Annotated in this window: 15 protein-coding genes; 4 read left to right on the plus strand and 11 right to left on the minus strand. The window is 54.1% G+C overall.

Annotated elements, in window-relative coordinates; genetic code table 11:
• Positions 1-352 (plus strand): hypothetical protein (locus BN3795_RS18815; RefSeq protein WP_198524769.1); only part of this gene is annotated, 352 nt, incomplete at its 5' end.
• A gap of 63 nt (positions 353-415) precedes the next feature.
• Here BN3795_RS18815 and BN3795_RS18820 read toward each other — a convergent pair.
• Positions 416-1,381 carry a DMT family transporter gene (locus BN3795_RS18820; protein ID WP_068786240.1) on the minus strand — a complete coding sequence of 322 codons (966 nt, stop codon included), beginning with the start codon at positions 1,379-1,381 and terminating at the stop codon, positions 416-418.
• A gap of 128 nt (positions 1,382-1,509) precedes the next feature.
• On the opposite strand from BN3795_RS18820, the gene BN3795_RS18825 reads away from it, so the two are divergent.
• Complete coding sequence (locus BN3795_RS18825; RefSeq protein ID WP_068786241.1) at positions 1,510-3,006, plus strand: aminotransferase-like domain-containing protein; 1,497 nt, start codon at positions 1,510-1,512, stop codon at positions 3,004-3,006.
• Positions 3,007-3,087: 81 nt separating this feature from the next.
• Here the strand turns inward: BN3795_RS18825 and BN3795_RS18830 are convergent, their stop codons facing one another.
• Positions 3,088-3,312, minus strand: coding sequence for a YqzE family protein (locus tag BN3795_RS18830; RefSeq protein WP_068786242.1), 225 nt, complete (start codon positions 3,310-3,312; stop codon positions 3,088-3,090).
• Positions 3,313-3,483: 171 nt separating this feature from the next.
• On the opposite strand from BN3795_RS18830, the gene BN3795_RS18835 reads away from it, so the two are divergent.
• Entirely contained in the window at positions 3,484-4,185 is a 702-nt protein-coding gene (locus tag BN3795_RS18835; protein WP_068786243.1) for an N-acetylmuramoyl-L-alanine amidase family protein, read from the plus strand.
• Here the strand turns inward: BN3795_RS18835 and BN3795_RS18840 are convergent.
• The 3 genes from BN3795_RS18840 to BN3795_RS18850 form a co-directional block, all read right to left on the minus strand.
• A complete protein-coding gene (locus tag BN3795_RS18840; protein ID WP_068786244.1) occupies positions 4,172-5,092 on the minus strand; it encodes a divergent polysaccharide deacetylase family protein in 921 nt (306 codons plus the stop codon). The two genes, BN3795_RS18835 and BN3795_RS18840, sit on opposite strands and share 14 nt — an antisense overlap.
• 38 nt (positions 5,093-5,130) lie before the next feature.
• Positions 5,131-5,655, minus strand: coding sequence for a putative ABC transporter permease (locus tag BN3795_RS18845; RefSeq protein ID WP_068786245.1), 525 nt, complete (start codon positions 5,653-5,655; stop codon positions 5,131-5,133).
• 224 nt (positions 5,656-5,879) lie between these two features.
• The gene (locus BN3795_RS18850) at positions 5,880-6,839 is read right to left on the minus strand and encodes a LacI family DNA-binding transcriptional regulator (protein WP_068786246.1); all 960 of its coding nucleotides are present in this window, start codon (positions 6,837-6,839) and stop codon (positions 5,880-5,882) included.
• A gap of 160 nt (positions 6,840-6,999) precedes the next feature.
• Between BN3795_RS18850 and BN3795_RS18855 the strand changes: the two genes are divergently transcribed.
• Positions 7,000-7,602 carry a hypothetical protein gene (locus tag BN3795_RS18855; RefSeq protein WP_198524770.1) on the plus strand — a complete coding sequence of 201 codons (603 nt, stop codon included), beginning with the start codon at positions 7,000-7,002 and terminating at the stop codon, positions 7,600-7,602.
• A gap of 25 nt (positions 7,603-7,627) precedes the next feature.
• On the opposite strand, the gene BN3795_RS18860 is transcribed toward BN3795_RS18855, so the two are convergent.
• The 6 genes from BN3795_RS18860 to BN3795_RS18885 form a co-directional block, all read right to left on the minus strand.
• Complete coding sequence (locus BN3795_RS18860) at positions 7,628-8,380, minus strand: SDR family NAD(P)-dependent oxidoreductase (protein ID WP_068786248.1); 753 nt, start codon at positions 8,378-8,380, stop codon at positions 7,628-7,630.
• A 170-nt stretch (positions 8,381-8,550) separates the two neighbouring features.
• Positions 8,551-10,953 (minus strand): alpha-L-rhamnosidase-related protein, encoded by a 2,403-nt coding sequence (locus BN3795_RS18865; RefSeq protein WP_068786249.1) that lies wholly within the window; start codon positions 10,951-10,953, stop codon positions 8,551-8,553.
• Entirely contained in the window at positions 10,940-13,357 is a 2,418-nt protein-coding gene (locus BN3795_RS18870; protein ID WP_068786250.1) for an alpha-L-rhamnosidase-related protein, read from the minus strand. Before BN3795_RS18870 ends, BN3795_RS18865 begins: the two co-directional genes overlap by 14 nt.
• 23 nt (positions 13,358-13,380) lie before the next feature.
• The gene (locus tag BN3795_RS18875; RefSeq protein ID WP_068786251.1) at positions 13,381-14,202 is read right to left on the minus strand and encodes a carbohydrate ABC transporter permease; all 822 of its coding nucleotides are present in this window, start codon (positions 14,200-14,202) and stop codon (positions 13,381-13,383) included.
• Position 14,203: 1 nt separating this feature from the next.
• Entirely contained in the window at positions 14,204-15,127 is a 924-nt protein-coding gene (locus BN3795_RS18880; protein WP_068786252.1) for a carbohydrate ABC transporter permease, read from the minus strand.
• A 62-nt stretch (positions 15,128-15,189) separates the two neighbouring features.
• Positions 15,190-16,497, minus strand: a complete 1,308-nt coding sequence (locus BN3795_RS18885) for an ABC transporter substrate-binding protein (RefSeq protein ID WP_198524771.1) — start codon at positions 16,495-16,497, stop codon at positions 15,190-15,192.
• Positions 16,498-16,652: the final 155 nt, after the last annotated feature.

A 16,652-nucleotide genomic window follows, 5' to 3' on the forward strand; every position in this document is an offset into this window, starting at 1 on the left:
CGCAGGCAGCCGCGCCCCGTTATCGCCCGCCCCGATCGTCTATACGTCATCCCGCTTCGATCCCTACGACAACCTGTTATGGATGACGGCCAAGCCTTTGACGCTGAAGCAGGACGCCTTCATCGGCAAGCTGACAACCAGCCGGCAGCTCGTTTACGCAGCTTCCGGCGCCGAACGCACTTATTCCTTCCCTCTTCCGGTCTACGGCTACCAAACCTGGACAAAGGGCGGCCCTTCGGCAGCCCCATCCGCAGGAGCCGAAGCCGTTTACGTCGTGACCGGCACCGACACCGCCATTCGGTTGATCGCGTTGGACGCGCTGATGGAGAGCGGCAAGTTCGTCACCTTCTAGCTCCATAAATCCAAAGGCGAGCCCCTGGGATATCCCCTGGGACTCGCCTTTGCTGTATTTTGCCTATCGAACCTTTGGACCCGTCGCCGAACCCGCTTCGCTCGCAGCAGCCGCCCGAGTCGTCAAGCGTGTCGGTCTGCGGAGCATTTGACGCAAACTATCCAGATTGGTCAACACCGTGCCGGCGATGATCGTGACTCCGCCCAGCACCGCAAACCATCCGGCCGTTTCCCCGTAGAACCACACACCGATCATCATCGCGATCAGCGGCGATACGTACAGCCAGGTCGACGGGAACACCGGGTTGGTCTTGGCCACCAGCCAATAGAACAGGCTGTGCCCCACCATTGAACCCGCCACGGTCAGATAGACCAGCGAACCTAATGCGGCCGGCTGCAGCAGGTTCGCGGCCTCCACCCGCTCCGTGAAGGCCGACAGGAGGAATAGCAGCAAACCTCCATAAATCATTTGCACCGCGTTCAGCGCAATCGGCGATACCTCGGCGTAGCGCTGGGTGACTCGTTTCGTATATAGAGCGCCAACCGAATAAAACAACTCTCCGGTCAAGATCACCGCACAACCGATGACCCAGCGGGGACCCGCCTGCACCGAAGTCATGTTGGGCATGACGAGCAGCAGGACGCCGGCCAAACCAATGATGATCCCCAGGACAGCGCGTCCAGATGCTTTCTGCCGCAGCACGATCATCTGGAGCAGCAGAATCATCAGCGGTCCCGTAGCCGATAATACCGCGGCAATGCCGGAGGTTACATATTGCTCCGCCCAATACAGAGACGCGAACGTCCCAAAGGTCAGCAAAGCTCCCGTCACCAGCATTTCCTTGCGCAGCAGCAAGGACAAATCCGCCTTCTTTCTCCAGACCATCCACAGGAACAGAACCACGCCGGCAGTCATAAAACGGAGACCCGCCGAAAAAAACGGAGGGGCCGCATGGTCCACCCCGATTTTTATCGCTAAAAAAGTGGTGCCGAATACGAGACATACGATCAAATAGTTAACCACAATCATCCTAGAGCTTCCCCTTTCGCCTATTGAACTGTATCATACAGGAAAGAGGACAGAACAGATTTGCGGGAGCAGAACAGATGTTGACTTTTTTAGCGTAAAATGAATCCATGTTGGAAGGAGGGAGCGCGATGAGCTCCATATCGGGACCGGCTGACTCCGGGAGGCTTCGCTATACGCAAGCGTATCATTATGTTTTGGATCGGATTCGCCGGGGGGACTGGAAGGCGCACGAGAAGCTGCCCTCCGTGCGGGCATTGGCTGGCGAACTCCAGCTCCACCGGTTAACGGTATTCCGGGCTTACGGATTATTGAAGGAACAAGGTGTGGTGTATGTCAAGGAAAAGTCCGGTTATTACGTGTCCGATCACAAGCCGCAGGATGACCCCGCCGGGCTCGAAGGCGCGAGACCCGCGATTTCCGTTCTGACCGCAGCGGAACCTAACGGAAATGCGTCAACCCCCGCAGCTCGGCACGGGTTCGGACGTCTGCAGAATACCTTGAGCGAGATCCACCGCATCCCGGCCGTTTACTCGTTCTCTCAAGCGCTTATCGATCCGAATCTGCTGCCGAACCTGTTCCTGTCGGATCACGTGAAGCAGGTATTCGACCGTTATCCCAAGCTGCTGGGGACTTACTCCTCCGTCCAGGGAGACGAGGAGCTGCGCGAGCTCCTTTGTCAGGATTTGCAGCGGAAGAACAAGCTTCAGGTCTCCTCCGACGAGCTGCTGATCACAACCGGCGGCCAACAAGCGATCGACCTGCTGGCCGGCGTATTCCTGCGACCCATGGATTACGTCCTGGTCGAACGCCCCACCTACAGCTCGGCGCTCGACTGCTTCCGTCAGCAGGGAGCCCGCCTTCTGCCTGTAGAGATTCATCGGGACGGGTATGACCTTGACCTCGTGGAGGCTTACATGAAACGCTATAAACCCCGGATGTTTTATATGAATCCGACGTTCCATAACCCGACGGGGCATACGGTGCCGGCGGCCCAACGCAAGCGGCTGGTGGAGCTGGCCGAGCGCTCCGGCTGCCTGATCGTCGAAGACGATGCGGTCCACGATGTTTATTTTGACGTGCCGCCGCCTCCTCCGCTCTATTCCTACGATACGGAAGGCTGGGTCGTCTATTTGCGCAGCTTCAGCAAGTACTTGGCACCCGGCCTCCGCATTTGCGCCGTTGCCGCGCGACCGGCCGCGATGACCCCGCTGCTGACTGCCAAATCGCTGGCCGACAACGGCACGCCGCTCGTAAACCAGAAGTTGTTCCAGCATTGCTTCGAGTCGGTACGGCTGCAGCAGCACCTGGAGAAGCTCCGTACGGCGCTGCAGATTCGCCGGGACGTCATGGAACAAGCGCTCGCCGCCGGCCCCGGCTGGCAATGGTACCGCCCGCAGGGCGGACTCAATTTGTGGGTGCGCCTCCCGGACGGTTTAGACGCAAACCGTCTTCTCACCGAGAGCATCCGCCGCGAATTGACCTTCGTTCCCGGAACGATCTGCGATCCCTTGGGGGAAATGACCGACTGGATCCGGCTCAGCTATTCGTTCATGAACGAGGCCCGGATTCGGGAAGGCGTTCACCTGCTGGTCGAGTTGGCCCATGCGGCGGCGCGCGGCAAATGATGGCGGAAGGCACACCTAAAAAACCGCCGTCCTCCCCTCTCGGGTCAGAAAACGGCGGTTTGCTTGATGGACTCGGTCAGGTTATACTCCGCGAGATCGGGAATGTTCTTTGCTGCGGGCTTCTTTCTTCTTCGGCTTGGGAAGCTGACCGGCCCACAGGGAGATGGAGAACGGAATCATGCCGAACCATCTCCGGCTCCATGGCTCCTTCACCTTGGACCGCTCTCGGCGGACTTCCCGCGGTGTCTCCACGTAATCCACCACCCGTTCGGTGATGTATTTGACCAATTCGTCCCCTTTGGCCATTTCGATTGGCTCCTTTCCGGATTGAATTCGCTCTTCGTTATCTCTAGTTTGCGCCGGATTCCCGCGTCCTAAACCAGCAAGCAGCTTGCGGGGATCCGCAGATCCGCTGATGCATGTTTTTCCCGCCGCAGGTTCACTCTATAGGGGAGATTAGCCTGAAAGGTGAGACAAATGCGAAAAATTACACGATGTCTGATCGCCTTAGTGATGTCGATTGCCTTGGTTCCGGGAATTGGGATCCCCCCGGCTTCAGCCGATGGAGGCAAAGACCTCAGGCATGCCTTCCCGGAGCCGGTGATCTTGATCGATGCCGGCCATGGCGGAATTGACGGAGGAACGTCTTATGAACAAATACTCGAGAAGGACATCAATCTCGAAATCGGACGCCGGCTCTACGTCGTCCTGCGAAGCCACGGCTACCGCGCGATTCTCAACCGGACAGGCGATTATGCCTTAAGCGACGATAATCGCTGGCTGCAAAGCCGCTCGCGGCACATGCGGGACTTGGCGCAGCGCAAGGAGCTCAGTGAACAGCTGCCCGCTTCGATCGTGGTCAGCCTGCATGTCAATTGGGGGCGGAACAACACGAAACGAGGGCCGCTCGTTCTCCATCAGAATGAAGGCCGAAGCGCGGTGCTCGCCGCTGCGATCCAGCAGTCGCTGGAACGGTTCTATCAGCAGGGCACCACCCGGTTGCCTGAACTGGGCAAGCCGTTTTATCTGTTAAACCATATCGATTGCCCTGCTGTCATTGTGGAGATGGGATTTCTGAGCAATGCGGAAGACCGCGCCATTCTCACGAACAGGCGCGGTCAACAGAGAATTGCCGAAGCGTTGTACCGCGGCATCGCCGAATACTTTACGGTAATGTGAACCCGGGTCCCGGCTGCACGCCGGGACTGATTTGTTCCCGCGCCAATTCGCCGATGCCGATGAAGCTCACGCCTTCCGCCTGCAGCATGGGAATATTCAGCTTCAAGGCGGCCGCCGTTTTCTTACCTTGCACGCCCACATGCCCGATGGTTACGCAGCTGGTCCGTTTGTTTTCCTTCAGCAATTGCAGAACTTGCCGCAGTTGACCGGAGACATGCTCTACGCTGCCCACATCATCCAGAAAAATGTCGTTCTCTATCCGGGGCAGTCCTTTTTCCTGACTTAACCGCGGAATCACGGACCAATAGTTGGTTTTGCTGTCCACGAAGAACAGTCCACGATCCCGGCATACGTCCAATATGACCGACATCACGCGCTCATCCCCAGTCACCTTCGAACCCATATGGTTGTTCATGCCGATGGCATAAGGCACCTGATCTATGGCGGCTTCCACCCTTTGGCGGATCTCCTCGTCCGTCATCCTGGAGAGGATCGCCCCGGGCCCCAGCCACTCCGGTCTTCCCTGCTTGGGCTCCATCGGCAAATGAACGATCACGTCATGCCCCCGTTCATGTGCCCGGCGGGCATCCTCCTGCGTTGTTTCCAGGAAGGGCATGACCGCCACGGTTAACTTCACCGGGAGCTCCAGAATTTCATCCGTACCGTCCATCCGATTGCCTAAATCGTCGATGATCACCGCCAGCTTCCGGGAAGGCAACTGTCGGCTGAGATCCGCAATTGCCTCCGCCTTCTGCCCTTCAGCTCCTCTTGGCCCGATGGCTTCTTCCGGGGCGCCGATCAGCGCTGCAGCTTGTCCGCTGCCTGGCGCCGTCAGCAGCAACGCCGCCGCACACGAAGCGGCGACCAGAGCCGTCAACCCTCGAACCGGGTTCCTCAAAGTCAACAAATCTGGCTTCCTCCTTTACTCAGCGATATACCTGGACTTTAGATCAAGCTTCCGCGAAACTCTCTCCGCCGCGTGAGGCAGGTCCACGCCAGATCGGCTGCAAATAACAACAGCAGCGCGGGGCCAGCCACGGTCCACACCGTTGAGACCTGGTGATACGCCTGTTCCGCCAGCGGGTGCAAGAGCTTCAGCATCAGGGCCGACAGAATGCCCCAATATAACGAGAACCGCAGGCAGACATGGCCGCTCAACTGAAAGCGCAGCCCTGAATAATCCCACCATCTCCGTCCGAACAGAGTCAGCAGTAAATAGCCACTGACCGCTTCGACAACGGTCGGAATCATCAGGCACCCTATCGCGGTGAGCAGCGGCCGATCACCGAGTCCTTCCTGGACGAACAGCAGCAAGAGCAGCGGGGCTACGCCGTACATCGGCTTGAACGGGCCCTTCAGAAATCCCTCTTTCCAGAAGACGCCTTGCGTAAACAGGCTGTACACATTTTCGAGCAGCCAGCCAAATAATGCATACAGCAGAAAATAAAAACTCATCTCTCCTGCCGTCACCCATACCAGCCTCCTTTCCTTTCTGATAGTATGACTGTCCCTGTCCGGAAACATGCGCCAACCCTCCCTAACGCGAGCGGACAAAAAAAGACCCCTGTACAAAAAGCCCTTGGATCAAGCTTCCTGCACAGGGGTCTGACGGAGCTGTGCCATTTCCGCCACCGGAGGCGGAGCATGCTCATGCCGCATCCGCGCGCATTGTAAATTTCTTCTTCTGCGGCGGCCTAAACCGTTGAACGTTCGACAAACTGGAGCGGAATTTCCAAATGGGCCGGCTCTCCCTCCAGGATTTGACGGAACAGCTGCCGCCCGATCTCCTCCAGCGGAATTTCAAACGTCGTAATATTCAACATTTGGGCGATGGGTTGATTATCGAAACCAACGAGGGCGAGCTCGTCCGGTACTCGGATGCCGTGTTCCGTACAATACGCCAAGATGCCGGCGGCCACCTGATCGCTGGTCACCAGCATCGCGGTCGGCGGATCCTCCATCCGGATCAACCGCTCCATGATCCATTCACCGTCTTCCAGCAGAGCGCAATCATAGAAGACGTAATCCGGACGATGAGCCTGAAATTTGCCGGCAAGGAAGTCCCGGTAAGCAGCGGTTCGCCTCAGGCTGTTCGGACTGGATTGACGGGCAAGGCAATACCCTATTTTACGATGGCCTTTGTCCCACAGATAGGTTAACGCCCGGGTAAAACTGTCGTAATGATCGAAAAAGATCGACGATACGTTCCGCCCCCGCCCGTCCTCCAGCACCGTAATAGGGCCGTATTTCGCATATTCCTCAACAATCTCCCATTCGCACGCTCTGGATCCGATAATCAGCCCGTCGATCTGCTTCAGCTTCAGCATCATCAGTGCATCCAACTCCCGTTCAACCTCGTAATCGGTCTGGATGAACACCAGCTTGTAGTTGTCCTTCATCGCTTCATCCGCGATGCCGTCCACGAGCATTCCGTAATACGGCCGACGAATGGAAGGAACGACCACCCCGATCAGATTGGTTTTGCCGCGGCTTAAATGGACGGCGTTAATATTCCGCTCGTAATTTGCCGCCTCCATGGCTTGCTTGACCGCTTCTCTTTTGTCCGGACTGACATAAGGGTAATTGTTAATGACTCGGGATACGGTAGAGACCGACACGCCTGCCAGCTTGGCGATCTCCTTGATATTGGCCATAACTTTCAATCTCCTCCCCCAATGTTACGCAGTTTGGCCTGTTGAATACCACTTTACCGCAAACAAAGCCAATGTAAAAGAAGGGGGTTGACCTGAAATGCGTTTCATCTTTTAAAGTAACATCAGGAGAATGATTGGGAACTGTCGAGGTGAAGATGCGGTGTATGGGAACAAAGATACGATCTTGGATATGGAACTTCGCCATGCCGACTTGCTTAATCGCTTGGACCAATCCGCCGAGCGATTGGAAGCCGTATTAACAGAGCTGCCGGTGCCGCAAAGCGTTCAGGCCTATGTCCGCCTGCAGGGGATGATCCGATTCCATAATTCGCTGCTCGCTTTGCGCCTGCTTGTCGTCTCGGGATTCGGCGATGAAGCAAGCGCCGTCTTGCGGCGGATGGAGAAAGCGGCCGTCCTGGTGAATTACGTCTCAACCCACGGGGAACAGCAATGGGAGCCTCTCCTGGCGGGAGAGGCTCCGCTCATTCCATCGGCACCCGTTGGAGCGGCAGGGGAGGATGCTCCCGATCTGCGGACCCTCGCGGAGGAATCAGGCATGTCGGAAGGGTACGATGATTTACGTCCAGACAGCCCCCTTGACGGGACAGCCCTCCTGTTCGCGACAGACGAAACCGAGGACTGGTTCCCGCCGATTGGACCTGCCCCGTTTGATGCCGCCGATGTACTGGCGAAGGGCTGCCGCCTGGCCGATATGCTCATAGACGCAGTGGACCACGGATGGAATCGATCGCTTAACTCGTGATTCTGGCGGCTCGTTCCAGAAGCAATTATTTTGCGTAGTAACCGCCGTCGATCGGCAACTCTATCCCCGTAATGTAGGAGGATTCGTCCGAAGCCAAGAACAGGACGCCGCTAGCGATATCCTCCGGCTTGCCCAGCCGCGGTATCGGCGTTTGGGATAGGAACCATTGCCGCATGTTCTCATCCTTGAGCAAATCGACCGTCATCGGAGTTTCGATGTAGCCGGGATGGATGGAATTCGCACGAATATGATGCTTGGCATAATCTACGGCGGTCGCCTTTGTCAGCAGGCGGACTGCGCCTTTGCTGGCGGTGTAAGGACCTGTTCCGCTGCCGCCGGTCAATCCCGCGATCGATGAAATGTTAATGATTGAACCGCCGCCTGCCTCGATCATGTGCGGAATGACATGCTTCTGGCCCAGGAAAACGCTCGTCACATTGATCGACATAATCTTCTCCCAGTTTTCAACCGTCTGATCCAGAAACGGCGTCGAGTCGGACACGCCCGCATTGTTAACCAGGATATCGATTTTGCCGAATTTCGCAACCGTTTCTGTCGCTACGCGAATCCAGTCCTCTTCGGAAGCGACATCTTGCTTGAAGCCGATCGCTTCGCCTCCGTTCGCCACGATCTCACGCACGACCTCCTGAAGTTTGTCCTCCTGCATATCCGTCACTGCCACCTTCGCACCTTCCTTGGCGAACAGCAACGCGTCCGCCTTGCCCATTCCACCGGCGGCTCCGGTAATGATTGCCACTTTGTTGGCCAGTCTCATCAGAACACCTCGTTCCCTAAGATTTTATTAATTGATATTTTAACTATAATTTTTTTTAACAATACCTCAATTAATTACATTTCGCAACCGTTTTCAGAACCTTAAAACCTCCGAATTCTCAAATATAAAAAGGAGCCCCCCTGGTCAGAGTTGCTCCTTCAAAAATCAGAATACTATGATAGGAAAGCCGATTCGGAAAAGTTGCCTCCCTTGGGATAATAACGCTCAATTCTGCCGGACCAGCGAACGGTAAAGGGGATTCCCGCAGGTACCTTCCCCCATATGGAGAACGTATCCCCGCTACGACTCCAGGCCACCGATACTACGCCTGTCGGGGTATACACCTCTCCGCTCATCGCTTCCAGGTTTAACGGATCAGGCTCGATGACCAGCTCTGTCCAGCCTGGTTTGGCGGCTCTTACCCCGAGCAGACAATGGGTAAATTCATATAGCGGGAGGGCGCTCCACGCATGACAATCGCTGCGCGGCTCCCAGGGGGTCTCGGGCAACGTCGTGATGTTAAGCGGCAGCAAGTCGCTCCACAGTTTGAAAAGTTCGATCGTCCGATGGTACAGTCCAGCCCTCTCCAAAGCCCGGAACAAGAAGAAGGACATAGAGAAGGAGCACTTCAACACTCCCGGTTCGTCCAAAGCCGCAGTCATGACCCGTTTGGCTCGTTCTTCCTCGCAAAGACCGGCAAGTACGGCCCATAGTTGCGCATGTTGGCTGTACTGCTCAAATTGGGGGCCCTCCCGGTACATCCCTTTTTCCTCGGACCAGCATAAGCGTTCAACCGCCTCCAGAATGATATCCGAACGATCTTTATATTCCTCACCAACCTGGCTGCGTCCCGTAGCCGCATTCAACTCGGCTCCTGCCTGCAGCGCAGCGGCATAGATCAGGTTATGGATCGTTGAGGGCCCCGTTTTACAGGCGGAAGGCTCCCCTTCTTGCCATTCCGGCACCCAGTCGATATATTCCCAATAACCGATTCGTTCGATGAGTCCGCTCACGCCGATCCGCCGGTCAAACCACTCCAAAATGGTATCGACAGTAGGGCGGTAACGCCGAACCAGCCTGTGATCGCCGGTTTGCCAATAATAATCGCGCAGCATAAATATAAAGTGTAGAGAAAAGGACGGGATAATCTGCCCCACCGCGCTTGGAAACCGATCCTGCGTAATTCCTTCCGGGAGCAAAGAGCTATGGAAATCCTCCAAAGCTTTCTGCACAAGTCCCGTATCGCCCCCTACGCTATACGTGAACAGCGCCTGCAGCCGGGTATCCATAATAAACTGCATTTGCTCGTAATAAGGACAATCCTCATAAGTCTCATGCATGCACAACTGCAACGTTCGAAGGCTGATCCGCCATAATGAATCGATCCAAGCCGTCGGTGAACTTACGAACGATTTCGCTTCGAGCGGATAGGCGCTCTCTCTGAACCAGGGGCGCTGAAGGAGCAGCGGCTGATCGGCCGTTCGCACTTCGATTTGAATAAAGCGGAAAGCCCTCAACCAGAACGGCTCATAGATCTCGGATCTTCCCGACGGATAATAAACGTCCGCATAGCCTTTGAGCATGCCATTAACGGCATCATCGCGAACCGTATTGGCCTTTTCGTGCCCGGGTTGAAAGTATCGCTCCGCATATCGAATCGTAACGCAAGCACCGCCGCCTTGATCCATCGGATAAGCAGGGTAACCCGTCGTCAATTCGCCCGCATCAAGCTCAATGACGGCCGTCGTATACGGCGGTACTTCCACTGTGCCGTTCCGATCCGCCAGTTGATCGAAACTCAGTGCGAAAACACCGGTCTGCTGAATCGGCATCTCGCGGACAAACTCGCGATGTTTCTCATACAGCAGAGGAATAGGTCGTCTGACAAGGGGAAGTTGCGGCACGATAAACAGCGGATAAGCGTCATCCCTGCCTAAACACGGTTCCGCCACTTCCGCCGGGCTCCAGTTCCCGCCGGGGTTTGGAGAGCTTTTCCACTGTTCAGGGATTCGAGCAGCCTGCACCCTTTCCGCAAACGCCCCCATGAATATCGTGTACTCCTCGTCCGAATGAACAGTAATTGCATCATCTACGGACACAAGCCATTCCGCCACCCCGGTATCCAGATTTGCCGTTACCTCTCCTTCCCTATTCTTGCAAAGACCGCTTACCGCGAGTCTCGGGCCCACAGGCAACGAGGCAATCGTAAACAACGGCTGTTCGCTTCGTTTCGGATCATTGATCATGTACGTATTCAGCGACCATACTTGAACGGCAAAAATATTAAGTCCGGCCTTTAGATAAGGGGCGACGTCAATCGTCTCATAATAGTGCCGCCAGCGGTCTCCCCTGCAGGGACCGGAAAGTACGGGCCGGCCGTTGATCCAGAGGCGGTATCGACTGTTTGCACTGATCGACAACTCCAGAGATTCAGGTTCGTCCAGATGAACAACTAACCGATAATAGATGAATCGGTTTTCCTTCAGCTCCGGCGTCAGTCCCTTTTGTTCATAGGCCTCTCTTGACGGTTTAATCCAATATGCGCCTGACAGGTGGCAAACCTCAGGGTTGATCATCAAGGCCTCCTTGTCCGCGAGTGTCCGTTATGTCCGGCATCTTGATCACGGTAGTGTATTCCCCTCCGGACTCGATCCGGACCGATTGCCCGTCAGGCAATCGGAACGTGCAGGGGACATGCTCCGGCCATTTGGCGTATAAATGAAACTGCGACTGTTCCAGCCGCCATGCCACATCGACGGCCCCCTGCGAAGTCATCACCCGTCCGGCAGCACGGTTCAGTTTGCCTATTCGGGGCTGCATGACGATTTCGCCGAACCGGGGAGCCGCCGCCTTCACGCCAAGCGTCTCCGCGGCATACTCATAAACGGGAACCGAGCCCCAGGCGTGGCAATCACTGCGCTGGCTGACCGTGTCTTCCATCCAGGTCGTCAAGTTTTGTCCTGCCATCCCCCTCCACGGTTCAAGCAAATCGTAAACCTCTTCGTACAAGTCCACTTCGGCCAAGGCGCGGAACAAATAGAAAGCCATCGCAAACGAGCAGGGCACAAAAGCCGGATTATCCAGCGAGATTTTCATGGCCTGTCTGGCCTCTTCTCCCGTCATCGTTTGGCTGAGCACCGCCCAGATCTGGGCATGCTGACTGAACAATTCGATTCCAGGACCATCGGTGTACACCCCGTTCAGCGTTGATGACCTGCAGTGGGCTCTCACCGCCTCACGCATTTGCTGCGCACGATCGCGGTACTCCGCGGACAGACCTGCCCTACCCACATAAGCCGCCAGTTCCGCCGCCAACCCGAGCGCATACGTATACATCAAATTATAGACGGTCAAAGGTCCGTCCTTGGCCGCTTCGGGCACACCGAAATCTTCCTTCCAGCGATCCGCCCAATCGACAAACGACCAATATCTCGGGTTGATAGCTCCAACCAAACCGCGGTCATCCCTTAACCGGTGAAAATAACCCAGTACCGCGTCAACACCCGGCAAATACCGCTTAACCAGTTCCCTGTCACCCGCGAACATCATATGGTCATAAAGCATCATGATCCAGTACAACGAGAAACCCGGTATAACCTGTGGCGTCATGGAAGGATATCTCGATTGCGTTAACCCTTCTGGAAGAAGCGAGCTATGAAAATCAAACAACGTTCTCCGGGCTAATCGATCGTCCCCGGATAAGTAATAGGTGAACAGGATTTGCGACCGCGTATCCATCACATATTGCAGCTGCTCGTAGTACGGACAATCCTCGTAGGTCTCATGCATACAGCGTCTTAACGTGCGAACGCTGATGTCCCATAACTTCGCTTCACTTGGGTCGGAGGATTGGTAGGAAGCCTTGACCTCCAGCGGATACCCGGTTTCCCTGTAAGTGAACCGGTGCAGGGTCAACGGCTCCGCCCCCGTTCGGATTTCCAAGCGGATATAACGAAACGTCCGAAACCAGAACGGTTCGTAATGTTCCGTTAAACCCGGGGAGCCCATGCCGATTCCCGCGGGTCTGTACACATCCGCATCCCCGTACAAATCGCCGTGGGCGCTATCTGTCCGGTCTCCCTTGTCGCGCAGCCAAGGAATCTCCACCGGTTCATTCTCATAGCATTCCGAGCAGATGAACCGGATCTCGGAATCCTTCCCGCCGCTTAACAACAGTTCCGGATATCCGGTCGTCAATTCGCCCGCATCAATATCTACGACCGTGCTTGTGTTCTCCGGCAGGACCAACGGTTGATCGTTGCTTAACAACAGTTGCCAACCGGTCGCATGGCCGGATGATTGAAGACGCGAGACTCCCGTGAACCTTTGCAGCTTCTCATATAAGAACGGAATCGGACGTTCCCGCAATTCCCACGGTTTCAATGTACCGTGTTTGATATCGAAGGTATAGGGTACGGCTTGAATCCAATCCTTCGCCGCATAGTCGGTCTCCGTCCAGCCGAAAGGCCGTTTGCAGCCATTAACGGATTCCGTAATGCCAAGAAACTGCGTATAAACCCCTTGTGAAAGAACGATCGCTTCATCCTTCAGACAGAGCCAAGATTCATCGCTATGTGCCCGGGTGATCTCACGCTTAGCCTCATCAAAGACCGCTGCATGCACATATAGCCCCGGCAACCGCGTGCGCCATACGGACTCGTTTCCTCCTCCCGCATAGGGATACCGCAATACTTGAACGGCTAGCACGTTGGTCCCTTTGACTAGCTCATTGTGAACATCAATGGAATCATAATACCAGGTAAAACGATCCCCTTTGCACGGCCCTCTGCCGATCAGCTTTCCATTCAGAAACAAGCGATACCGGCTGTCCGCGGAAATCCGAATCGTGCACTGATCGCCGCAACGATCCAATTCGAACGTTTTGCGAAAATAAACAAATTTCCCCGTGCCGTTCTCATCCTCAGCAGTCCAATCTGGATGCCAGATCCACTGCGCTTCTTCTTCCCATGCTGGACTCAAGGCTTCGGCCTCCTTCCTCAAACTTATTCTTTGACACTGCCCGATGCGACGCCTGAAATGATCCGTTCCGAGAAAATGAAGAACAGAATCAGAATAGGTATAGTCGCCAAAACGGAAGTGACTAGCGCGCTATCCATGCTAAGCAGTATATTTGAAGTGTATTTCATCACCGCCAGCGGAATCGTCTTGACGGCGTCATTTTGGAGCAGGATGAGCGGTAGAAAGAATTGGTTCCAGACGCTGACGGACAGGATAATGCACATGCTAACTATGACCGGGGAGGCAAGCGGGAACATGATGCGATAGAAGATCTTCCACTCTCCCGCGCCGTCTATGCGTGCGGATTCGCTCAAGGCTTGCGGCAAGCCCGCAAAAAAGTTGGTCAATAGAAGCACTGGCATGGATATGCCGGCCGACAGGACCAGGATGACGCTCCAAAGCGAATTGATCAGGCCCAAGTTTTTGATAATCAAAAATACGGGAATAATTCCAAGCTGTACCGGGAACATCAATCCAACCAAAAAGTAAAGCATCAAGCCTTGCTTGAATTTGAAGCTGTAACGACCCAGACCGTAGGCCACCATGGAAGCCACGACGATAATAATGGCCAACGTCATCACCAAAATGAACACACTGTTCCATATGTTGGTGCCAAAATGACCTTCGCGAAACACTTTCACATAAGCGTCCAATGAAAGGGACTTCGGCCATCCAAGCGTGTTGGACAACAGATCCTGCTTGGTCCGAAACGAATTCAAGACCAAATACCCAAGCAGAAACAGCGTGAAGAGGGAATAGATCCAAAAAATCACCTTTGTCACGTATAATCTCTTCATGTCTCTCATTTTAGTGCTCCTCCTTCTGATAGGATAATTTCAGTTGAAGAAGAGCGACGAGGAAGATGATCGCAAACATGACACACGCAATGGTTGTGCCCATACCTACGGAATTGCTGCCTACCGTGCCGCCCATCGCGCCGTTCGTACCGAAGGTGATCCGGTAAAAGAACAACGTCATGACGTCCATTTTATTATCGATGCCACCGCTGACGCCTCCAAGCAAATAGCTAAAGTCAAAGAGCGTCATAGCGGCGATATAGCTTATCACTGCAATATTTAGAATACTTGAACGGATCTGCGGGATGATCACCGAGAAGAATCTTCTCCAATAACCGGCTCCATCCAGATACGAGGCTTCCATGACCTCATCGGACAGCATTTTCATCGCAGCGACAAAATAGATCATACTGAATCCTACGCCCGCCCAAGCGTTAATTATAAACAAAGTAAAAATTTCATAGCCCGGCACGCCCAACCAATTTCGCACATGGTCGCCAAGTCCGACCATCGTCAGCAGTTTGTTAAAAATCCCAATGTTCTGATCCAATACGAGCGTGGCCATAAATACAATGACGCTTGTCGTGATAAATTGCGGCGCAAAGATCATCGTTTGAAAAAAACGGTACCCTTTCACCTTCGAGTAGATCACATAGGCGAAATAGAGCTGGATCGGAATAAGCACACCTACGTTAAGCACAACGAGAATCGCGTTATGCTTGAGCGCATTCAGAAACTGCCGTTTCAGTTCTGGATTCGTAAAGAGCTCCACATAGTTTTGAAACCCGACAAAAGTGCTTGACCCGAACCCGTTCGAATGAAAAAAACTGAGTTGCACGGCGGACAGAATCGGATACACCACGAAAACCGAATAAAGCACAAATCCCGGAATAATAAACCAGATAAAGGGTCGTTTTTTTAACCACAGCAGCATGTATTTCCCTCCATTTAAAGAAAGACGGTTAAGCATCGAGGCATAACCGTCCGTTCATTACGTTATTTTGTCCGGAGCAGCGCTTCTTCCATGATGTCCGCCGCTTCCTTCCCATCGATTTGCGAGGTCAGCAGTTTGGGCATCACCTGTTGCATGAAGATATCGGTAAGTTTCACATTTTCCGTCGAAAGATCCGTCAGCACGGAATAGATATTCAAGCCCAGTGAATCAAATGCGCTTAACTCCTTCACAGCCTCGTCTCTTGGGGTAATATCCTGCATGATAGGGACGGCTCCCGTTTCTTTTTCAAACAGCTGTTGAGCTTCCTGGCTAGCCAAAAACTTGACATACTCCGCCGCTTCATTCGGATGTTTAGTTGCAGCTGAAACCGCATACGTTGTGGCGTTGCTGAAGCTTTGCGGCGCGATCCGTTGCCCTGTCTCACTAGGAATATAGAACCTGCCCAGATTCAAGCCGGCGCCAACAAAAGTCGGATCGTTCCAAGTCCCGTCAGCCATCATCGCTGTATTCCCATTGGTGAAAGCAAGCTGGGCGCCGGCATTGTCTACAGATGCCAAATCTTTAGTGAAATAACCTTTATCGGCAAAATCGCGGATCGTTTGGAACGCTTTGACAATGCCAGGATCTTGGAAGGTGCCCGTACCGTCATTAAGCTTTGACAATGCCTCCTGAGCTGTGGCAGGCAGCATGGCAAAGGCAATCCAGGCTCGTTCGAACTCGCTTTTTCCCGGTACGCTGAATGGCGTGATTCCCGCCTTTTTCAAAGAGTCGGCCAGTTGTACAAATTCATCAAACGTCTTCGGAGCCTCCAGCCCTTGTTTCTCAAACAAGTCTTTGTTGTAGAAGATTAATTGCGAGTCCATGAATGCCGGAGGCGATGCATACAGTACGCCGTCAATCGTCGCATATTCCAAAGCGCTCCCATCATAACGCTGGGTATCCAGGCTGAAATTGTTCAGCGGGAGGAGTGCGCCGCTTTCCACGTACAACTTCATCTTCGGCGTCTTGTTACCCTGAACATAGAATACGTCCGGTAACGAGTTGCTTTTGACTGCCGTATCAATCGCCGTTTCTGTGCCTGAATATTGGTAATCCAATTTAATGTTCGGATGCTTTTCTTCAAACGCCGCATTGATAGCCTTAAAGGCTGGTTCAAATGACGATTGATTCGCCTGGTCGCCCCAAACGGTTAGGGTTACCTGTCCGGAGGCATCCTTGCCGTTGGCGCCGTCCGCTGCTTCATTGCTCTTGCCGCCTCCGCAAGCACTTAAGACAAGCATAGCAGCTACCGTAGCGCCAACAAGCACTCTGTTCAAAGCTTTGCTCTTCATTGATGAATCCCCTTTCAAACCGCTATATTTTCTTTTCAGGTACTATCTTACCTTCCCACCGCTTCTCTACTCCATGTACATTGTTTTGCGATTGATGCCACTTTTTTCGAGATAAATTCAATCTGCGCACAAAAAAGCCGGAACCTATCATTCCGGCCAAAGAAGATGCCATA

Origin of the sequence: Paenibacillus phocaeensis (genome assembly GCF_900021165.1) — a bacterium.
GTDB classification, from domain to species: domain Bacteria; phylum Bacillota; class Bacilli; order Paenibacillales; family Paenibacillaceae; genus Fontibacillus; species Fontibacillus phocaensis.